The sequence below is a fragment of the Photobacterium satsumensis genome (assembly GCF_050336935.1).
Lineage (GTDB): Bacteria > Pseudomonadota > Gammaproteobacteria > Enterobacterales > Vibrionaceae > Photobacterium > Photobacterium satsumensis.
Genome location: NZ_JAKJSK010000007.1, coordinates 86,634 through 108,799, shown reverse-complemented (window position 1 = coordinate 108,799; position 22,166 = coordinate 86,634). Strand labels below are relative to the sequence as shown.

17 protein-coding genes are annotated in these 22,166 nt (G+C 48.0%); 5 read left to right on the top strand and 12 right to left on the bottom strand.

Annotated elements, in window-relative coordinates; all coding sequences use genetic code 11:
• Window positions 1-4: 4 nt before the first annotated feature.
• From torC to cmoM, 8 genes are all read right to left on the bottom strand, one after another.
• A complete protein-coding gene (gene torC / locus L4D79_RS12205) occupies window positions 5-1,189 on the bottom strand; it encodes a pentaheme c-type cytochrome TorC (protein ID WP_428651849.1) in 1,185 nt (394 codons plus the stop codon).
• A 60-nt stretch (window positions 1,190-1,249) separates the two neighbouring features.
• Window positions 1,250-1,423, bottom strand: a complete 174-nt coding sequence (torE, locus tag L4D79_RS12200) for a trimethylamine N-oxide reductase system protein TorE (RefSeq protein WP_428651848.1) — start codon at window positions 1,421-1,423, stop codon at window positions 1,250-1,252.
• Between the two features lie 274 nt (window positions 1,424-1,697).
• A complete protein-coding gene (locus L4D79_RS12195; RefSeq protein ID WP_428651847.1) occupies window positions 1,698-2,483 on the bottom strand; it encodes a tetratricopeptide repeat protein in 786 nt (261 codons plus the stop codon).
• A 347-nt stretch (window positions 2,484-2,830) separates the two neighbouring features.
• Entirely contained in the window at window positions 2,831-3,832 is a 1,002-nt protein-coding gene (locus tag L4D79_RS12190) for a membrane lipoprotein lipid attachment site-containing protein (protein WP_428651846.1), read from the bottom strand.
• Window positions 3,833-4,094: 262 nt separating this feature from the next.
• A complete protein-coding gene (gene mukB, locus L4D79_RS12185) occupies window positions 4,095-8,558 on the bottom strand; it encodes a chromosome partition protein MukB (RefSeq protein WP_428651845.1) in 4,464 nt (1,487 codons plus the stop codon).
• Window positions 8,558-9,286, bottom strand: coding sequence for a chromosome partition protein MukE (gene mukE / locus L4D79_RS12180; protein WP_428651844.1), 729 nt, complete (start codon window positions 9,284-9,286; stop codon window positions 8,558-8,560). Before mukE ends, mukB begins: the two co-directional genes overlap by 1 nt.
• Window positions 9,267-10,589, bottom strand: coding sequence for a chromosome partition protein MukF (gene mukF, locus L4D79_RS12175; protein WP_428651843.1), 1,323 nt, complete (start codon window positions 10,587-10,589; stop codon window positions 9,267-9,269). Before mukF ends, mukE begins: the two co-directional genes overlap by 20 nt.
• Complete coding sequence (gene cmoM, locus L4D79_RS12170; protein ID WP_428651842.1) at window positions 10,586-11,407, bottom strand: tRNA uridine 5-oxyacetic acid(34) methyltransferase CmoM; 822 nt, start codon at window positions 11,405-11,407, stop codon at window positions 10,586-10,588. Before cmoM ends, mukF begins: the two co-directional genes overlap by 4 nt.
• A gap of 120 nt (window positions 11,408-11,527) precedes the next feature.
• On the opposite strand from cmoM, the gene elyC reads away from it, so the two are divergent.
• From elyC to L4D79_RS12145, 5 genes are all read left to right on the top strand, one after another.
• Entirely contained in the window at window positions 11,528-12,319 is a 792-nt protein-coding gene (gene elyC / locus L4D79_RS12165; RefSeq protein WP_428651841.1) for an envelope biogenesis factor ElyC, read from the top strand.
• Window positions 12,320-12,644: 325 nt separating this feature from the next.
• Window positions 12,645-14,033 (top strand): L-cystine transporter, encoded by a 1,389-nt coding sequence (locus tag L4D79_RS12160; RefSeq protein WP_428651840.1) that lies wholly within the window; start codon window positions 12,645-12,647, stop codon window positions 14,031-14,033.
• 212 nt (window positions 14,034-14,245) lie between these two features.
• On the top strand, window positions 14,246-15,118 hold the full coding sequence (locus L4D79_RS12155; RefSeq protein ID WP_428651839.1) for a DMT family transporter: 873 nt from the start codon (window positions 14,246-14,248) through the stop codon (window positions 15,116-15,118).
• Between the two features lie 772 nt (window positions 15,119-15,890).
• Window positions 15,891-17,192 (top strand): histidine-type phosphatase, encoded by a 1,302-nt coding sequence (locus L4D79_RS12150; RefSeq protein WP_428651838.1) that lies wholly within the window; start codon window positions 15,891-15,893, stop codon window positions 17,190-17,192.
• 30 nt (window positions 17,193-17,222) lie between these two features.
• Window positions 17,223-18,260 (top strand): PI-PLC domain-containing protein, encoded by a 1,038-nt coding sequence (locus L4D79_RS12145; RefSeq protein WP_428651837.1) that lies wholly within the window; start codon window positions 17,223-17,225, stop codon window positions 18,258-18,260.
• Between the two features lie 144 nt (window positions 18,261-18,404).
• Here L4D79_RS12145 and kdsB read toward each other — a convergent pair whose 3' ends face one another.
• From kdsB to msbA, 4 genes are read right to left on the bottom strand one after another with little or no spacing between them, the layout of a single operon-like run.
• Window positions 18,405-19,151: a 3-deoxy-manno-octulosonate cytidylyltransferase gene (gene kdsB / locus L4D79_RS12140; RefSeq protein ID WP_428651836.1), complete on the bottom strand. Its 747-nt coding sequence runs from the start codon at window positions 19,149-19,151 to the stop codon at window positions 18,405-18,407.
• A complete protein-coding gene (locus tag L4D79_RS12135; RefSeq protein WP_107348429.1) occupies window positions 19,151-19,330 on the bottom strand; it encodes a Trm112 family protein in 180 nt (59 codons plus the stop codon). Before L4D79_RS12135 ends, kdsB begins: the two co-directional genes overlap by 1 nt.
• A complete protein-coding gene (gene lpxK / locus L4D79_RS12130) occupies window positions 19,311-20,327 on the bottom strand; it encodes a tetraacyldisaccharide 4'-kinase (RefSeq protein ID WP_428651835.1) in 1,017 nt (338 codons plus the stop codon). Before lpxK ends, L4D79_RS12135 begins: the two co-directional genes overlap by 20 nt.
• Entirely contained in the window at window positions 20,327-22,084 is a 1,758-nt protein-coding gene (gene msbA, locus L4D79_RS12125; RefSeq protein ID WP_428651834.1) for a lipid A ABC transporter ATP-binding protein/permease MsbA, read from the bottom strand. The genes lpxK and msbA overlap by 1 nt, the downstream gene beginning before the upstream one ends.
• Between the last annotated feature and the right edge of the window lie 82 nt (window positions 22,085-22,166).

Below are 22,166 nucleotides of genomic sequence, written 5' to 3'. Positions count from 1 at the left end.
TCTTTTAATGGCCAGCATCAGAAAAATCTGATGAGTGTTTCTGTAAGTATTTCAGTACCAAGGCTTCACTATCACGGTCAAGATTGACGAACGCCAACATACCGTTAAACATGCCCGGCCATGTATTTGCATCGAAGTGATTTTCCGCTGGCTGAGTATGGCAAGTACTACAATTGTTGTTATAGGCCGGTCTCGCCTCAGACCATATTGGTTCCACATCATCAAGCAATGATTCTTTTGGCATCCACAGTTTCACGGTGACCCGCTGCCAGCCCAAACCCGTTAGGTCATCTTCTTTCTCTTCAAATTTCTCAACCAAGGTATCGCTCAACGCCGCATCTTTACTCAATGCCGCCGTCGGGATGTTAAGACCGAAGTCCTCGTTGATCACCCGGCCAAAGCCCTTGGTTTTGCGCCAACCGGCGATTTCCACCTGAACCGCATCGCTTTTGACTTGCACTACCTTAACTTCAGAAGCGGGGTTAAGCTCACCGCCATCTATTGTCAGCGCTTCATCCTCATACATAGGGAGATAGCGGACACTGAAGTAATTCTCGCCTTCTTTGAAAGAGGTATTTCCGGCTCTCTGAACCAACTGCTGAACCATACCGCCAGAGAGGTTCATATTACCAGGCAGTTCGTGAGCGATCCCTTTGTGGCAATCGATACAGCTTTGATCACGCTCAGCGGCTTGCTTCATCTGGGTACGAGCAAGATCCGACATCTCATCCCACTTCATGCTGTCGTAGTTGTGACAATTTTTACATTCCAGCGACCCGTTGGATGCAAAGCGTTCCCACTCATGATTGGCAAGTTCTAGGCGCTTTTCCAAGAATTTTTCACGGGTATTGATCGTGCCAAAAATAGCCCCGTATACCTCTTTGCTGGCTTGCATTTTACGGGCGATTTTATCCGTCCAGTTATGGGGAACATGGCAATCTGGGCAGGTTGCCCTTACGCCGGAGTGATTTGACCAATGAACCGTTTGCTGCAATTCCTCGTAGACATTGTCACGCATTTCATGACAGCCAATACAGAATTTCTCTGTGTTCGTTATTTCAAGGGCGGTGTTAAAGCCCCCCCAGAAAATGACCCCGGCGATAAACCCACCAAGGGTCAATACACCCAAACTTATATGTACTGCTGGACGCCAAAATGTCGCCCACAGTTTTTTCAAAGCACTCATCATAGTGTTTACCTATCTCATCCTTTGCTCGTTGCCCTGGCGTTCATCTATCGGCAATTGATATCACCCGTGGCCAGGAGGCCCAAGCAAAAACACCTGCATCGCCCAAACGATGAAGCCGTAACCACCGACGATGGCAACAGCTAATATGGGGAACAAAAAAATGGTGATAAACAAAAAAGAGCGCCATTCATATTTGGCTTTCTCTTTGTCACTGACGGATTCAGGGTTGCTCATTGCTTTTTTCCTTCTACCATTCTTCTTATCTGTCTCTTAAGTAAAGCGCTTGCCTAATACCAACCTGGACAATTGATTGATCAATTACTTATGTAGGTTGGCATCACTCTTAAGAGCTAATTTCAGTAAGTATAGTTAAGGATAGAAACTGGACTTAAAATTGCTAAGGAATTATGAAGCTAAAAATCTGTTTGGTGACGGGGGCTAGATAATGGCACAAAAAAAAGGTGCCACTGGGCACCTTTTTCCTTTTTGTTCTATATTTATCAGCTTATTACAATGAAGCGCTGTAGATTGTCTGGTTCTGCTGGTAGAGCTTCAAACGCTGTTCAAAGTTCGCATAGCGCTGGCCATTTGGCTCTTGCAGTTTACCGATTGCCGTTTGCTGGGCTTCAATCGCGCGGCGGAATTCACCGCAGGCGGCATAGGCGGCAGCAAGGTTATCGTAGTCACCCGCATCACCAGTACCATTACGGCTCAATACCTGCTTGGCCAATTTCAACGCACGGTCACCGTCACGCATACGCTCATCCGAACATGTTGCATACAACCAAACTAGGTTACGCTTTGATTCCAACGAACCGCCATTTGCTGCTTCGTTAAACCACTTAATCGCATTTGCACAATCGGTTGAACCTGTTGCGCCAGAAGCATAGTACATACCTAGCTCAACCATCGCAGGTACATCCCCTTCATTGGCAGCTTCCGAGTACCAATGCAAAGCCTGCTGGTTATCACGAGGCAATACCTCACCTTTCTTGAACAAATCGCCAATCAGGGTTTTTACTTCTGGCATATCTACCGCTGCTTTTTCTAACCAGTACATGCCTTTTAGCGGATCGGCTTTTAGTCCGTTGCTTCCTTCAAGATACGCGCGCCCTAAAAAAAGCTGCATATTTTTGTCACCCTGCTCGGCTTCAAGCTCTACATAGTTCAGGGTTGATAGCAGGTGGTTCTCAGGTGAAGTGGTAATAGAAGCATGGGCTGTTGTTGCACCGAAAGCAACAAGGCCGAAAATGGCGCCGAATACAACTTTTTTCAGGGTCATGGTAGCTGGCATATCTCGGTCTCTTTCAAAGCGTTTGCGGTTTATGGGTAGGAAATTTAAAGAAGTAGCGGTCAAAAAACAACCATTAAAAGGAGACAGCAGAGACCAGAAGTGGTGACATATGAGGTTAATATTACTTATGTCAGCAACTTATCGCTGACAAAAAAATATAGCTATAAGTCAAAAATGAGATATAGATCCGATTTATATAGACTATAAGATACGGGTATTTGCTGAATAACAGCTTGATAGCAGAATAATCTGTTGGCGGCGCTGGTTTGCCACCACGTAAATAAAGACAGCCAGACATTATGTCTGGCTGTCTTTATTTGTACTTACTCTATGAGTACTTACACCACCTATAGATTACGGTAATGTTCATCACCGGCACTGATGTATTGCCCTTCGTGATATGCTCTATCGCCATCAAGGTCGATATCCAAATCGATTTCATTTGGTAGATCCAATAGTGCATCACACACTAGAACCACATCATATTCACCTTCCGGTACGTACTGCATTTCATAGGTGTTATCGTCAGTCACCTTAGCGGTTTTTACCGGTGGGTAATCAGATCCCAGATCACCGTATTCAGCTGTATCTGCTTCATAGAGATAAACATACGCATCCTTCACCGAGGTCGCACATGACGATACATCGATATCACCAAACAATGTTCCTGCCGTGATATTGTCTACGACCTTGAAGCCTTCACTTTTCAGATAATAAGCTTGCTCAATGAGCTGAATCATACTCTTGAGGTCAAACGTCATGGTAAAGGTAGTTGGCACATCGATGTTGATATCCAAACCATCAAAGGTCAGATCATCAACGATATCCATCTTCATTTTGTCGACTGGATTACCGACATAGGAATAAGGTGTATCGAGGAAATCACCGTAGCTACCTTGCAGGATTGAAAGCGCCATACCGGTGTATTCACCCACAGGTAACAGCTGCTCGGAAATCAAATTAACCAGATCAACACCCGTTACATCGTACAAGTCGATGACGATAAACTTCGGATACCCATCGTTATCAACCGGAATATCAGAATCTGCTGGGATACATTGCGTCGAGTTAACCCCGTAAGGGTCTGTCATACTCTTGGTGGTCCATTCGATAATGGTGCCTGCTAAGTCCATTACCTGTACAGCGTCGATCGCCACACATGCTTGAAGATCATCTGCCCCCTTAGGTACCTCGTTAGGTGGCATGGAAACATCCACCGATACTGGTACTGAACCGTCATCCTGATTGGCTGCAGTGTCATTGTTTGCCAATGACGAAGCGGCTCCATCGGAATCACTACACCCGGCCACAATGAGCGTGGCGAGCACTGGTAATATTATTTTTTTCATGTCATCACCCCTACGACAAAATAAAATCTGGCCTGTACCAAACCAATATGCTGGCCGCTTAGTGTTTGGTTATGTATTTGTGTGCCATGCCTGTTCAGGCTGACAAGTGGCCGAATCTGACAGTTAAAATTTTAGGCGGATATGAAAGGGCAAAAAATTTATCGTTAGGGTAATTAATTAATGAGAAAAAGTTCTTATCTTCAAGACGAAAAAAGCCGGTCGTTAGACCGGCTTTACTAAATCGAAAACAGCTTGTACTTGGTTACACCGGATCTAACTCCAGCATGGTCTGGATATTGGCTGGAGATTTCGACTCCTGACCAAAACCACGCAGCCCCACCACATGCACATGTTCGCGATCCTTGAAGATCTTACGCACCAGCTTATAAGTGGTCCCTTTCTCTGGGCTGATATTCTCCGGCGCAGCGATCAATAACTGCATATCGAGACGATCACACAGCTCAAACAGAGTCGCAATCGACTTACCATCCAATCGTGCAGCCTCATCCAGGAATAGCAGACGGCATGGGATGATATCTTTACCGCGCAAGCGTCGAGACTCTTCTTCCCAGCTCTGTACAACCATCAATAGGATTGCCTGACCAGTACCAATCGCCTCACCGGTAGACAACGCACCCGACTCAGCTTGTAGCCAGCCATCAGTACCACGGTTAACCTCGATGCTTAGCTCAAGGTAGTTACGGTAATCCAGTAGCTCTTCACCCATGATCTGCGGCGAACGCTGGCCAACATCAATATGCGGGTTCAGGCGCTGGAACAGCTTGGCAATCGCTTCTGAGAATGACAGACGGTGATTACCAAACAAGTCTTGGTGCTGGTCTTGCTGATCAGCCAGACCTTCCAACAACTGCTCGTGAGTGTCACGCACTTTCACATTCAGGCGTACGCCCTTAACCTGACCAAAACCGATATTCTGCAGGCCTTGGTTCAGCATACGGATACGGTTCTGCTCACGCTGAATCGTTTTGCGAATGATGCTCGCTACCGAGTCTGAGCTGAGCGCCAGACGCTGTTCACGTGCTGTCAATTCTTCACTCAGGCGTGCCAGTTCCACTTCCATCTCTTCAATCGCTTCGACCGGATCGTCGGTGCGAATGATGTCATGGCGAATACGCTCGCGCAGATGCTGGTAGACGGCAATGTAGAACAGTACCTTGCGCTCTGGACGAGACACATCTTCCGATGCACGCAACGCATCACGCAGGTTCTCGTTATCAGCCACCGCCAAACGAAGCGCACCCAGTGATTTATCCGATAGTGAACGCAGTTCGTCAGCCGACATGTAAGCCATTTCACGACGGTGCAGACGACGTTCAACATCACTTTCACGCGCCAAGCGCAATACGGCACACCAACCGGCTTTCGCCGTCACGACCAGCTTACGGATGTCTTGGTATTCTTTGCCCACTTTACGCAGGCGCTTCACCAACCCTTTCATCTCCAGCTCAACAGACGTGATGCCTTTTTCTAGCTGGCTACGGCGGGTACGTGAAGTATGCAAACGCTCGTTCAATTCATCACGGCGAAGGCGCGCGCGCTCTTCAGCTTCAACATCGGCACGGACACCCAGCTCCTGAAGCTCACGCTCGAATTCCTGAACCGTTTCCAGTTTTGCCTGATGCGAACTCTTCAGTGATGCCAACAGCTGGTTGTACTGGTTAGCCTGCGAGCGAGTCTGCTTCAAGGCATCACGGCACCGGTTACGCTCACGCTCAGCCGATGCCAGTTTGGCTTTCAGCTGCTCGTTAAGCTCGGAGCTCTTGTTGAGCATGTCGATTGAATCGGCATAACCAAAGTGGTGACGGCGTTCAGCCAAATCAGCCACAGCGAAGATCTTGGCTTTTAGCATCTGTAGCTGCTTGTCAGCGTCATCATAGCTGATTTGCAGTGCATCAAACTGCTGCGGGTCCGCATCCAGCGCGGTCACCAAGGATTCCAACTCGGCAATCGCTTTACCGTGGCGGTCTAGGTAGTGACGAGCTTCATCAAGCTGTGACAACTGCTGTTGCACTTCGTCAAATCGGGCCTGCAACGTGTCATCTTCAAGCAGGTTAACCAGTGGATTGATTTTACCCAACAGTCCCAACGCTTCACGGGCTGCAGATAGCTGGCTGCGTTGCTGCTGCTCTTGTGCTTGCGAATCTGTCAGCTGGCGACTCACCTGATTACGCTTGTCTCGCGCCACTTTCAGGCCGGCTTCAGGATCATCGTTAAATGCCACGCCCATATGGGTTGCGACAAAGCTGTTGAAGCTCTGGTACAAACGCTGCAGTTTCTGCGAGTCGAATGCGGCCTTGGCGTGATCTTCAATCAACTGCTCACGTTCTTCACGCAGGTGCTCAAGGCGCTGTTCACGTGCGGCACGACCAAACAGCGGTACTTTCGGGAAGCGAGAATAACGCAGCTGGCGATCGTTAAGATGAACACACACCGCCCCTTCCATCTCGTCAACATCAAAGCCGCTGTCGTCGAAAGAGTCTGCATCGCCCTCGATGATATACAGGTCGTCCGGACAATCATCCAGCGCAACCAATTTTTCTTTGATGCCTTTTAGATCCGGTACCACAATAGCATGACGCGCAGGACCATACATGGCACTGAAATAAGGGGCATCGGCCAAGGTGATGTCGTCATAAATTTCCGACAACAGACTACCACCCAGGGTATCAGCCAGAGCGCGCAAACGGGAATCATCGCTACCACCCGGCTGGGCAAGGCGCTCGATATCCAGCTCAATTTGCTGTTTGCGTACTGCCAGCTTGTCGCGGGTTGCAGAGATGCCACGCTCTTTGTCCAGCGTCAGCTGCATGGCTTCCATCACCGCCTGGCTATCGTATAGCTCACGCTCAGATTGCTCTGACAGTTTTTCCAGTGCATCAGACGCCGCGATCCACGCAGGTGCTGCCGCTTCCAGGGTCGAAATCTGACTGGTTAGCTGCTGCTCTTGACGACGTAGGTCATTACGCTGCTCGACCAAGACTTCCTGCTGTTGCTCAAGCTCTTCCAATGTCGCTTCATGGCGGGCCTGCTCTTCAGCCAACGCCAGTTCACCATCAATCTGAACGGCAAAACGTTTGGTGTATGTTTCAGCCAGCTCAATAGCCTGACGTTGATTGCGCACCGAGCGCTCAAGATCACGGTATTGGGCTTTCAGCTGTTCGCTACGTTCAGTGATCGCGCCTAGCTGTCGAGCTTTAGCAATCAGTTCGCGGGCTTTGCTGCCCGCTTGTGAGCGCTCGATGCTACCGGCAATGGTAGTAACAATCTGTAGACCTTTATCAAACTGCTGTGCGGCAGCCGATGACATATCTAGCTTGTGCTTTAGGGCTAGCAATGCAGTGGTCTGTGTTTCTTGATCTTGCTTTAGCTGAGCAAGATAAGGTACCGCCTGATCAGCCAGCATCTGGTGCTCGCCGGTGATATCACGGGCTTTCTCCAGCGCCTGAACGGCCTGTTGATATTGCAGAGCACGGGTTTGCTGCATATCCAGCGCCTGCTGGTAGTCAGCGAGCTGGGTTTTCAGGCTATCGACTTCTTCTTCAGTCAGCAGAGACTGCTCTTCAGCCATGGCAAGCTGCTCAGCGGCTTCTTCAACCACCATCACCTGCTCTTCCAAGCGCTCGGTCAGCTCTTCGAGATCTTCACGGTAACGTTCAATCTTTTCCTGCTGACGCACAGCGGTTTGTACCAGCTGCAAGTGATCAGATGCCGCCTGGTGATCCTGCTCCAGCGCACCTTCGCGCTCGGTCAGTTCATCCAGCTCTGCGGTCATGTTGGTCAGTGACGTCTGCTGATCATCCAAGTTCTTGCGAGAACCCATCAGCTCGCCACGCAAGCCCAGTGTTTTCTCCAGCTTCTGGCGGCGCTCGTTGGCGTGGCGCATGTAATCCGCCGCCACGTAGTTAGTCGCTTCGGTGATCAGGTGTTTGAACAGATCACGATCACTCTGGGTCAGCTTGATCGCTTCCAGTGTCATGCGGTTTTCGCGCAGTGCCGCTTCCATGTCCTGGAAGGCTTTTTTCACACCGCTGTTGTGTGGCAACAGGTAGTCACGCAGCGAGCGGGTAATCGCACTGGAAATACCACCGTACAGCGAGGCTTCAATCAGACGGTAGAACTTCGAGCGGTCGGTACTGTTACGCAGTTTCTTCGGCAATACACCGAATTCGAACATCTGTACGTGATAATCAGTGACCGAGTTGAAGGCTTTGAATACCACACCTTCATATTCACCCGTTACCAATTCTTTGACTTCATTGATTTGACGTACACGCGCCTGGTTGTCAGACAGCGTCTCAACCAGTATTTCCGTCGGTTTAACATGCGATGGCAAGCCCTGGATAATGAAAGGCTTGATATCCACCTTCTTATCACGACCCGCAACCTGCTGCAGTTTCACTGCAAAAATGATGCGTTGGTGCTTCGAGTTCACCACATCCAATGCCGAGTAACACGTACCTGGTTTCAACTTACCGTGCAGACCCTTGTCACGAGACGCATTAGAGCTACCCGCTTCAGTGGTATTACGGAAATGAAGCAGGCTCTGATCCGGAATAAGAGATGTAATAAAGGCCGCCATAGTGGTCGACTTACCGGCACCGTTACCGCCAGATAGCGTAGTGACCAAATTGTCGATATCAAATGTACGGGCAAAGAAGCCATTCCAGTTGACCATGGTCAACGATTGATACTTACCGCGTTCCATTAGGCTTCACCCTCCAAACCGGATTTGTCTAACTCATTTTCTGATGCATCGTCAGCGTCAAGCAAGCTCGATTGGCTTGGCTCCTGCTGGTGAACAACCACCGCTTCACCGTCACGGATCAGGCGGATTTGCGCTTCACGAATATCATCACCGACGCGGACATCGGCACCGAAACGGAACACCGCTTCACTGATACGGAATTTGCCGTTTTCACCGATAGGGATGATCATGCCAAGACGGCGCAGGCGACGCAGCGAAGTCTTAGTCTTGTCGAACAGTTTTTCCCGATCAAGATCAGAGCCTGTCGCACGGTGGGTCACCAGCTTCATTAGCTTCTTCTCATCGGCTAGCTGCATCAGTTCGTCGAACAACTCTTGGTTGCTGAAGATACCTTCGTGCGCCAAGCGCTCTGGGCTGAGGTAAAGGAAACACAAGACCTTGCCCACCAGCATATCCAGCTCAGTCAGCACCGAACGGCTAATCAATGACGTCGAACGCGGGCGCAGGTAAAAGAAACCTTCCGGCGCACGAACCAATTCGGCGTTGTAGCGCTTGTAAAACAGTACCAGATCGTGCTCGAACTCAATCAACAGGGCGTGGTTATCCAAATCTTCGCTGGAGATATGACGACCAGAACGAAGGGCATTATCCAGAGCCGGGAAAAGCGGGTTGGCAATTGCCTTGGCCAGCTTCTCAGGCATAAATTCTTCAATATTTGTCAATGACATTTGCTTGTACCTTGGCTCCATACTCATTAATAGCTTCCCAATCAGGCTGAATAGCATTGAAATCCGACTCGGAGTAACCCAGTCGCACTGCCTGATCAATCACCAATCGCGCCATATCGAAATGCTGGGCGTATGGGTGCTGAGCCAAATAATCTTTAAGAAGCAAACTCAAGTTAATTGCAGCACCGGTTTCTTTATGGGCCTGCAACATCGCGGCAATTTGTTCAGCCAGTTGGTCATTGACCAGATCCAGCTCTTCAAATTCCATTTCCTCCGGTACGATACCGGTCACTTCGTCATCACGCAGAACCAGTGCCTCGTCACGCATGTCGAGCAAGCGCTCGGCATCGGCGTAAGTCAGTACCCATGGCGCATCGAAGTAATCTTTTACCGACTGGCGCAAGCGCTGGCTGAAGGCACGGTTCTTGTCCATGTCGATAGCCGTACGGATAAACTTGTGAACGTGGCGGTCGTAACCAATCCACAGATCAATCGCCTGCTGGCCCCAGTTGATGATGCGGTCCAACTTGGCTTGCAAGTTGAATACCATCGCATCAACAAACTCCAGATCTGGGTTGCCCTGAATCTCTTCTTGGATAATCAGTAGCTGGGTTTGCAACTGGTCACCCGCCGCCTGCAAGGTATCTTGCAGTTCGCGAAGGGTGCTTGAGGTTTCGTTCAGCAGCACTTCACAGCTACTGATCGCCGCTCGCCAGTCTTGATTCAGCAGCTCGGCAATATCTTGCTTCACTTGTTGCTGCTGCTCGTCCATGGTGCGCTGGTTGAGATCAATACGGTCAAAGATCTCAGCGACTGAATATTTCAGTACTGCATGGACATTCTGACGCCAGTGTCGTTCATCGCCCCCTTCTTGTGCTGCTGTAGCTGCCTTGTTAATTTCATCGGCAACCATGGCAAGCTGAATGGAAAGTTTCAGCGTTGAATACTCGCGGTGGCGGGCATAATAATCGGTGATCCCGAGTGCCAATGGACTCAAACGGTAAATACTTGCACCGTCGGTAACCTCACTGGTGAATCGGGAAATCAAGCGTTGGCGAACCAACTCATTTATGGCGTTGTTGGCACGGAAGGCCACGGTTTCCGGTGTCTGCTCGAACAAATCGCTAACAATGCGAAATGCATCAATCAGTTCACCTTCCCCTAATTCTTCATCAAAACGATCGCCGCTCAGCACAGCAATCGCCAACAGGAACGCCAGCCGCTCGGTTGGCAGGTTAAGCTCGAATTCATGCTGCTTAACCCAACTGACCAACTCGGGAACGGTCTGGGTTACTTCACTCATCCGTTGTCCTTATTGCTTTTGTATTTCTCAGCCTCTGGACCCGCTAACGGCTTTTGGGCGTAAACATGAATATATCGGCCCAGAGACAAATAAGGTTCCTGGCGGCAAAGTTTTTGCTCCATCGCCAGTACCTGTTCAAAACTGTAATCCCCGACCATGGTTGTCTGCATATAATCGTGGAAAGTACGTACTCCGGTCTTACCCAGAATGTCAAAACCTGCGTTTTCAAGCCAGCTATACACCTCGTCGGGTTTAATCCCTTGCAGTGGTTGCAGCTTGAAACGCTTTCTATGCGGCATCCCTTCTTCGATATGGGTCAGGTTGCCACAAATCAAGTTCTTAAACAGCAGGCCATTATAGTTGTAGAACATAACGGAAATAATACCGCCCGGCTTCACCTGCTCCAAAAGGTATTCCAGCGCAGCTTGCGGATCTGCCAACCATTCCATCACAGCATGAAACAGGACCAGATCCACCTTACTGTCTAGATGTTCTTCAATCTCCTGTACCGGGCTGTGAACTAGACGATACTGCTCAAGCAAGCCGTTTTTAGCAATATCTTGCTCAGCTAGCTTCAGCATTTCGCTAGAAAGATCACACAAAGTAACGTGATGCCCTAGCTCTGCCACTTTTTGTGACAGCTGGCCAACACCCCCACCTGCATCTAGGAGATGCAATGGTTTATCGCTCTTCAATAGGGCTAAAATTTGCTCAAGATCTTCCCAAACCACAGTTTGGCGGATCTGGCCTTTGCCGGTTCCGTAAATATTTTTTGCAAATTTTTGCGCTAAGTCGTCAAAATTTCGATCTTCGATCACGTCAGCTTTACGTTATGATAGCGGTTCTAAAAATGTGGCTTATTTTCTCACAAGCGATAAAGGAATAAAGGCTTGTGGTGCTTTTTCGAGCTCAACTGCTGATTTTTCGGACGACATTGCATGTTTGAACTAAAAAAAATTGTCTCTGCTTTACTCATGCCCCTACCAGCCTTGCTTATACTTGGCTTGTTTGGGCTGTTAATACTCTGGTTTACCCGCCGTAAGGGGCTGGCAACCTTTTTCATTAGCTTTGCTTTCTTGGGGATCTTTCTCGTCTCCTTCCAACCGATAGCAACCAGCTTACTGCGACCACTTGAAAAAGCCTATCCGCCTTACGTGCCGTCTGGCCAATCGGTGGATTATGTCATGGTGCTGGGGAGTGGCCATGTCATTGATTATGCAATGCCGATCACTTCGCAGCTGTCACGCACGGCATTAATGCGCTTAAATGAAGGCATGCGTATCCACCGCTTGTTCCCAGGTTCTAAACTGATTCTGTCCGGTTATGGTGGCGGTACCGATATCAGCCAAGCACGCATGATGGCGAAAGTCGCGCTGGCGCTTGGGGTCAACAAGAACGATATTTTACTGTTAGAGACGGCAAAAGATACCTGGGAAGAGGCCTTCCAGGCCGCTTCTGTTGTCGGCGATGACAAACTGGTGGTCGTTACGTCAGCCAGCCATATGAAAAGAGCCATGGAAGAGTTCTATCAAGTGGGCTTGACCCCAACAGCGGCCCCAACCAACTTCCTTGCCAGCAACAAGATCGAGCAACCCTGGGAGCGCTACCGCCCTCAGGCCAAATACCTCGAACAAACCGAGCGCTACTGGCACGAAACACTCGGCCGTTGGTGGCAGGAATTACGCACCTTAGCCGGTGAAAAAGAACACCCTGAAACCGCTACGCAATGACCCTCCCGACTCCGCTGGCCTACTTGGTCAGCGGCACTAAGCGTTATACCCAGTGACGCAAGGCAACCATTATCTCGCCATTGATCAACGACCAGCCCCCCTCATTCCTTAACACTACAAGCTATTTTTTGCATAAAACATTACTGTTTTGTTTGTCTTTTAATCTTTATTCTTTTTGGTTTTATTAAATACCAATTACTCATATCCAAATCAGCCAAAACCGGTTCAGGTTTTGCGACTCACATCATACTATTACGGCCAATAAATGATTGATGACTTAGCAAAACGGAATTGCGGGTTAATAACAACGGTAGGATTAGGTTCGATGTTCCAGATACTCAACTTGGCGGTCTTCGCCATTATTATTGCCCTGTTGGTTAAACAACAGAAAACAGAACAAACCCTTTCAAAGCGTGTCTTTACCGCTCTGGGTCTTGGTGTGCTTTTCGGTGGTGCGCTGCAACTTGTTTATGGTGGCGGCAGCAAGGTCATCACAGATACGCTGGATTACATCAATATTGTTGGTGCGGGCTATGTCAGCCTGCTGAAGATGATCATCATGCCGTTGATCACCGTGTCTATCATTGGTGCCATCCTCAAGGTAAAAGATTCCGGCTCGCTGGGTAAAATTTCTGGCCTGAGTATCGGTATCCTTCTCGCAACCACCGCCGCTTCCGCGCTGATTGGTATTCTGATCAGCAGTATGTTCGGTCTAAGTGCGGAAGGGATTGTTCAGGGTGCACGCGAAATCGCCCGTGGTGAAATGCTGGAAACTCGTCTGACTTCAGTGGAAGCCATGTCATTTGCTGACATGATTATTTCTTTCTTCCCAGCGAACCCGTTTGCTGACCTAGCCGGTAGCCGCCCAACATCAACCATTGCGGTGGTGATTTTCTCTGCGTTTATCGGTGTTGCTGGCCTTACCGTGATCCGTACCCAGCCAGAGCTTGGCGCGAGCTTCGAGAAGTTCATCAATGTTGCCCAGGAAGTGGTGCGTACCTTGGTTCGTATGGTCCTAAGCCTGACACCATACGGTGTACTGGCCCTGATGACCAAAGTCGTTGCAGGGTCAAACTACGACGATATCCTGAGCTTGATTAACTTTGTGGTTGCCTCTTACGTGGGTCTTGGCCTGATTCTGGTCATGCATCTGGTGCTGGTAGCGTTCGTCGGTGTGAATCCAATTCGCTTCCTGAAGAAGATCCTACCGGTACTGACCTTTGCGTTCACTTCACGCTCAAGCGCCGGTACGATCCCACTAAACGTTGAGACTCAAGTGAAAAAACTGGGTAACGGCGATGCGGTATCAAACTTCTCGGCTTCTTTCGGCGCCACCATGGGTCAAAATGGCTGTGCCGGTCTGTACCCTGCAATGCTGGCAGTGATGATTGCGCCAACAGTAGGTATCAACCCGCTGGATCCTGGCTTCATGCTGACCCTAATTGCCATTGTAACTGTTAGCTCATTCGGTATTGCCGGCGTGGGTGGTGGTGCAACCTTTGCTGCCCTGATTGTGCTTTCTGCCCTTGATATGCCGGTTGCCCTTGCAGGCCTGCTTATCTCTATCGAGCCGTTGATTGATATGGGCCGTACCGCCGTGAACGTAAGCGGCGCGATGACTGCCGGTACGATCACTTCTCGTGTACTGGGACAAGCCGACAACAGCGTGTTCGAGTCTGATGACGAGATCGAAGAGAAAACGGCGACAGCTTAACGCCAAACACCGCTCTGAGCTAAAAAACATCAAGCCACCTGTATAAGCAGGTGGCTTTTTTTTGATTTCAAATCAATCACTAACCCTATTCTCGCGCGTAGCATATAAAAATACTCAGTGAATTTTCATCGTTAATCGGTAGAATACGCATCTTGCCATACAATATGGCATAAGCATATTTTCACTTACCCTATTTCGAACACTGAGTTTCAATGCGCAATCCTGTTAATCAAGCAATCGTCCTTCTTGTTGCCGCCAACTTGCTCGCCTCTTTCTCGGATGTTTCACTGAAAATCCTCAATGGTGAAGTCCCGACCTTCCAGTATGTTTTCATCCGGCAGTTACTTAGCGTTATCATGCTACTGCCATTCTGGCTTGCACTACCGCCGGCTAAACGCCAACAAGGTTGTTGCAAGATAGCCTTTTGGCGCGCCCAGCTCATTCTAATGGGCAGCGCCTGTGCTATGGTCGCCATCACCTTCTTACCGCTGGCAACGGCCAATGCGATGTTCTATGTCGGGCCCCTGCTGATGCTGCCGTTATCTGTTTTCTTGCTCAAGGAAACGCCCCCCAGGGCGAAAGTCATTGCTACCTATATTGGTTTTGCCGGAGTGCTGGTCGTCCTGCGTCCCGAACATTTTCACTGGGCGGCTATTGTTGGGCTTGGCAGTGCACTAGCCATGGGACTGGGAAATATCTTGATCCGCAAGCTACCGGAAGATCAGCATTTGGTGTCGACCTTGTTCTGGACTGGGGTGATGACTCTGCCACTATCACTAGTACTCGCTGTCTCGCAGTGGGCAGCTATCGAATGGCACCATGTTGGCTGGATAATGGCGATCAACCTCTTTGTGTTGGGTTATCACGCTTTGGTTGTCATTGGCTATAAGAAAGCAGCGGCTGGCCAGATAGCACTGGCAGAATACTCAGGGCTAGTTTTCGTGACCGCCTTCGGAATGATGTGGTTTGATGAAATCCCCGATTTGCTCACAGTGATTGGGATCTTGCTAATTGTGGTGCCGATGATGCCGGTAAAATGGTCACGTCTATTTCAAGCAATACGCATGACTAATCAAATGAATTAAATCGCGACACATAAATAACCGATTCACAAAAGCAAGCATTTCTAATACGTATACTTTGCATTTATCACGGCGTAACCAGAGATTCAATTGGCTTTTGTCTAATATAGATCTAACCTTCAATGAGCCAAAATATTGATTTTGGTTCCAGTTCGCTGCTTGGCAACAAACACAATATATTGAAATTATTCAGAAACAATTGTTAATCCAAATCAATTTTAATATTTTGATCCTAATTCAAAAATTTTGTTTTTTTCCATTATACAATAACCAAAGCAAAAAACAGCGGATGTGAATGTGTATGGATATGTTACCCACAAAAGCACAACCCAAACTAGGTAATTATCTGATTGATTGCCTAGTTGGTTTTGTGCTGGCGTTAGTTAACACCAATATTCACAATGCATTACTTTCAGATTCGGTTCATTCTGAAGCATCAGATCAGCTATCTAACGATCTTAACTGCCTATATCAAACCGTATATCGTGCTTCCCGTAACCAAATCACTTCAATGTTTAATACGGTTATTAGACGCTACTCCAACGGAACCGAAACAAAAGTTCTAAACAATCATTGCTCCGCATTACTCATAATACTCAAACTATGTAGATTGCAGTTTTCATTCAAATCTTCATGGGTAAGAACTATAGGACTATATCGAAAATTAGCTGATAAAAATCAGTTGGTTAATTTTTCGTTCCTACAAAAAAGGAAAGATACTCTAGTAGTATCTTTCCTTTTTTTTTAAACGTGAAAATAAAACAGAGAGTTAGATATGAATAAAAAATCAATAACAGCTGCAATATCTTTACTTATACCAATGATAGCGCACTCAGAAACAAACTGGGAATCCATCTTAGCAGAACATAGACCCTACCCTTTCGAGCCAGTAAACACTCTGCCTCTGATCCCGGCGGATTATAATCTCGTGTCAGTCAACGCACTTTACAGGCATGGGTCTCGCTATGCGTTAGATAATAACTTAGTGCCTGAACTTGCCATTACATTTGAAAATTCGATAAAAAAGGGAGAGGTTACTTCTGAAGGTCAGCTACTGCTAGAGAATGTCCAAGCATTCTCTGATTGGTGGGTTAAAAACTCTTTTCTGCTTGGAAAGCTAACCCAAGAGGGAAAGGAGGAAATGGCCCAACTTGGTGAACGAATGTTATATATGACAATGAATTCATCAAAAAATAGAGAACTAGACGTCCTTAGCCGAAACTCTAATATTGAGCGAACATTGCAGAGCCAATCCTCGTACTTATCCGGCATGACGCAAGAGGCCAATAGGCAAGGCAAACAGCTTCACGTATCAATAATTAACTCCGAAGATGAAGCTAGAAAAATAAACACCCATCATTATAGCTGGTTCTATCGAGGCGTATATCGACCAAAAGCTGATAATTACAAAAAAGACATCATTGATGACATTGTGGCGAATCCTCCAGTATCTGTTACAAAAGAATTCTCACGCTATGTCAACGGGTTGTCTCCGTCAGACGCAGGGAAGATGACAGTTGCTTTACAGGGATTATGCATGCAAGACGCGCCGCAAGGTGGGCGGATGGGCATGTGTAAACCGTTTAAAGAAATTGCTGCTAATAATGATATTGAATCCATTGAGTGGTTAACCTTGATTAAAAACGTCAGTAAGTTCTATATGTTTGGGACTGCCGATGTCTTTGAAGGGATCAACTATGAGATGGGAAAACCCATCATTCGTGACTATATCGAAGTGACCGATAAATCGATATCCACCTATTCCGGTGTACCCTCGCTGGATGTGCGATTTGGTCACGATAGTAACGTATCAGCTTCGCTCGTTGCGCTAGGAATAATTAGTAGCGAGGGGACGGATGCTGAAAAATTAGAGACATGGAACGCATGGGATCAAATTCACAAATCATCCAATGTAGTCTGGCAAGTAGTCGAAAAGGATAACAAATATAAAGTCAGGATGCTCTTAAATGAGAAGCCTATCAAATTTCCTATCGACCAATGCCGAAAAGACTATTTCTGTGATTGGGACATAGTGAAAAGCCACTATTTAGATGCGTTCAGAAACAACAATGCATAACAACAAACAATATACCAACAAGGTGTGATTATGTGTTTTAGTAAAAATAAAAATCTTCTGAGCGTAGTGATGCTCTTGAGTGCTGGCGTAAGTCATGCGGCTAACATAAACGGGAGCTCAAAAATAAATGAGTTGTATTTTACTGGATACCACAATACCTATGCACATTTTGATGAGTATCAAAATGGCACGGACAAATACATTAACGACTTATCTCACTTTCTAGATAACTATCGTTCAATTGAGCTCGACGTGTGGGAAAGTGCTGGAGTTCAGTATATATCCCATGATCTTCCAATTCCCGCCAGAAGAGATTCTAATTGTGAGAATGACCACTTAGATAGATGCTTAGTTAAAATAGTTAACTACGTTCGTGATAATAAGGAGGATAAAAGGCCATTACTTTTGGGAATTGAAGTCAAGTGGGGCTTTAAACAAGTAAACGCTGCAGCGCGTGAGGTGGTAAATAATAATCCCGATATATTTTACACCCCAGCAGATATGATTGCCCATTTTGAGAGCATAAATGACAGCTCTATTATAGAATATGGTCGTATTTCCCTGCGAGAGGCGATACGCGCTCACGGCTGGCCAACAATCGATGAGTTAGGCGATAAGAAAATCATCATTTATTACACTGGAGGGGGAGCCGGAAATGCGAAAGATAACAATAAAAGAATCGGCGGATATATTAAGCAATCACTTATAACACAGGATCATGGTGCCGGAGTCGGTTTCCCATGTCCAACGGTTACCAAAGCTGACCAGGTTTACCCACATAAATATTGGATTGATGGAGAGGGTGAAAGTGAATACCTGATATGCAATAGCATCAAGTGGGATAGCAGTAATATAAATTCCATTGCAATTACATCAAATGAAAATAATTTTTTGTTAAGAGCATGGGATAGCACCAAGCGGGACCATACTCAAAATTACCAAACCGCCATAGATCTAATAAAAAGAGGCGTGAATATTTATGATAACGAAACCAAAGGCTATGTACCATTAACTGGTAGTAATGGCGCCTCTCTCCCAGTTGTCGGCAAAAGGTCTGATTTATTGTAATAAACACATCCTTTGGAGCCTATTCAATAACCCGCTATTGAATAGCGTAAACCCTTCACTTCTTGGACGGGTCAATAGAAAAGGGGCTGTGGATCACTCCACAGCCCCTTTTGTGATTTATATGGCTATCAACCTGTTCTAGCCTTAGCCTACTAACTGGCGTACTTTTTCCAGATCTTCTGGTGTGTCGACACCAGCAGGTGGCGCATCAACGGCAACCTCGACATGGATTTTCTCGCCGTACCAAAGCACACGAAGTTGCTCCAGCGCTTCGATTTTCTCCAGCGCACTCGGCTCCCAGTTAATGTAGGTATTGATAAAGCCGGCACGATAAGCGTAAATACCGATATGGCGCATCAGGTTCTGGTGAACTTCCTGCGGGCGCTTGGCGAAGTTATCACGGTCCCAAGGAATGGAGGCACGGCTGAAATACAGCGCGTAGCCATCTTTGTCTGTTACCACCTTAACCGCATTCGGATTAAACACTTCATCGGCATGGTCTATCTCAACCGCCAGCGTTGCCATCGGCGCTTTGCTGTCAGCAAGATTGGTAGCAACTTGGCGGATAATACTGTCTGGGATCAGTGGCTCATCACCCTGAACATTAACCACAATATGATCATCAGCCAGTTGGTATTTGGCAACCACTTCAGCTAGGCGCTCGGTGCCTGATTCGTGGTCATCACGGGTCATACACACTTCACCACCAAACGCTTTAACCGCATCAGCAATACGCTGGTCGTCAGTGGCTACAATGACTTGCTCAGCCCCTGCTTTGCTTGCCTGCTCATAGACCCATTGGATCATTGGCTTGCCCGCAATATCAGCCAGCGGCTTGCCCGGTAGGCGTGATGACTGGTAACGAGCCGGAATAATCACCGTAAAAGACATCACTTCACCTCTTCTGAGCTCAGAGTACGCGCCTCAGGCTCAAGCAATACAGGAATACCATCTTTAATAGCATATGCTAGACGATCAAACTTGCAGATCAGTTCATTTTTGTCTTTATCGAAGTTCAATTTACCCTTACATACCGGGCATGCAACGATTTCAAGCAGACGATGATCCATACTCTTCCTTTACCTTAATAATCCGGTTAATCAAGCTATCAGCCTGCTCGGCGGGCATGTCGGCGTCAACCGGCAAATACCACCAATTAGGCTGGGCGAAAGTGTGGCATTTCACCGCATCTTTCTCTGTCATGACGAGATGCTGGCCTTGCTCGGACAGCTGTTGTAATTCTTGCTCGGAAAATGCCTGGTGATCAGCAAAAGGCTGGCACTTCACCGGTGTAATACCAAGCTGTTCTAGTGTATTAAAAAATCGGGGCGGATGGCCAATCCCGGCCATGGCGACAACATCACCTTGCAATCTGGACACGTCCAAGCGCTCACCCGTTTTGAGATTAACCAAATCGGACGGGAGCAATTGCATCGGAATTTCATTATCTTCGGCACTGCCGCCATTACAAATAAGAAAATCCACCTCTTGCAAGCGGTCACAGCCTTCACGCAGTGGTCCCAACGGGATCAGCTGTTGATTGCCAAACCGGCGCTGACCGTCAATCACCACAATTTCGATATCCCTTGCCAGCGCATAGTGCTGCAGGCCATCGTCGGTAATGATCACGTCAACATCAGACTCAATCAGTTGTACAGCCTCAGCGCGCTTGGGCGACACAGCGACAGGCACACCGGTACGGCGGAATATCAGCACCGGCTCATCCCCGGCTTCAGCTGTGGTGCTCTGGCCATCAACCCGATATGGGTAATGCGGCGCCTTGGCACCATAGCCTCGCGAGACGACACCGGGATTAAGTCCCGCAGCTTTGAGCCGTTCAACCAGCCAAATAACAACGGGGGTCTTACCATTGCCACCCGCTGTAATATTGCCCACCACCACCACCGGCACAGATGGGCGGTATACCGCTTTCTGGCCGGTTTGGTATTGTGTACGACGACGTTGACTCACAGCGCCAAACAACTTACTCAGTGGCCACAGCAGAGGCTTAAGGACCACTCCTGCCGGGTGATCCTCAAACCAGATTTTTTCGATAACCGAAGCCATTACTCACCAAACTGAATACGGTGCAGCTGGGCATAAGCGCCGTCTTGCGCCAACAATTCAGCATGCACACCACGCTCAACGATTTCACCGTCATCAACCACCAGGATTTGATCTGCGTTTTCAATGGTCGACAAGCGGTGGGCAATGACCAATACCGTCCGGTCTTTCTGTAATTCATCCAGTGCAGACTGAATAGCACGCTCTGATTCGGTATCCAAGGCTGAGGTTGCCTCATCGAGGATAAGCACCGGGGCATTGCGCAGCAAGGCACGGGCAATCGCGATACGCTGACGCTGGCCGCCAGACAAGCTCACACCGTTCTCACCAATCATGGTATCCAAGCCATTGTCCATGCCATTGATAAAGTCCATGGCATAAGCGAGTTCGGCCGCTTTTTCAATGTCTGCACGGCTAAATGTTTCACCACTTGCATAGGCAATGTTATTGGCGACGGTATCGTTGAACAGGTGGACATTCTGCGACACAACCGCAACCTGCTCACGCAAATTGGAAAGTCTGTAGTCACAGATATCATGGCTATCGATAGTGATGCTTCCCGAGTCAATGTCATAGAAACGGGTCAGCAAGTTGGCAATGGTACTTTTGCCCGAACCGGAACGTCCCACCAAGGCAAGTGTCTGCCCGGCCGGCAAATCAAAGTTCACGCTTCTCAGTGCCGGAGCATCTTTTGTCGGATAAGTGAACGTGACATCTTTAACATGAATATCACCGTTCACGCGTTTGACTTCATGCTGGCCGTTGTCTTTTTCTGTTTCCAGTTCCATCAAGCCAAACAGGGTCTGACAAGCTGCCATACCACGTTGGAATTGCGACGTCACGTTAGTTAGGGCTTTTAGCGGGCGCATCAAGCCGAACATTGAGCCAAAGATCAGGGCAAAGGTACCCGGCGTCAAAGACTCACGCAGCGACTCAGTATTTGCAAGGATCAGCACCACAACCAGTGCCATAGAGGCTATAACCTGAATCACAGGGTTAGCTATCGCTTGAGCCGATACCAGCTTCATCGTCTGCTGGCGCATCCGATTACTCACTTGCTCAAAACGTTCCTGCTCAACTTGCTGGCCACCATAGCTCAATACCACTTTGTGGCCTTTTAGCATCTGCTCTGCTGAAGATGTCACTGAGCCCATCGCATCTTGCATATTTTTGGAAATACGACGGAAGCGCTTGGATACCACGCGGATACTGATCGCAACCACAGGCGCAATCACCAGCAAGATCGCAGACAGCTGCCAGCTGTTGTAGAACATGATTGCCATCAAGGCAATAATACTCGCACCCTCTCGCACCAGACTGACCATGGCGTTACTGGTCGCGGCTGCGACTTGCTCCGAGTCATAGGTAATACGCGAAAGCAGTTTGCCCGACGATTCTTTGTCGAAAAAACTAACGGGCATTTTCATAAAGTGATTGAACATCTGGCGGCGCATGCTCATCACCACATTGCCAGAGACCCATGAAAGGCAATAGGTAGAAACAAAGCCACTGAACCCACGCAGGATCATTAGCCCCATCAAGTAAATTGGCATCATTGCCAGGAAATTCGACTCGATACCATCTATCCCACCAAAGCTTTCATCCATCAGCGGTTTAATCATCGAGAGCATCAATGCATCACTTGCAGCATTGATAATCAATGCAACAACAGCGACAGCCAGACCGGCTTTATAGAGGCTAATTGAAGGCCACAGTCGCTTAAACGTCTCCCAAGTGGTTTGATCGTTCGAAGTAGTCATGGAAACCATTTTTTCTTAAAGACAATTTTCCCATTCTACTCGCATAAAGCCCATAGACCAAATAAGTTCACCCCCCAACTCA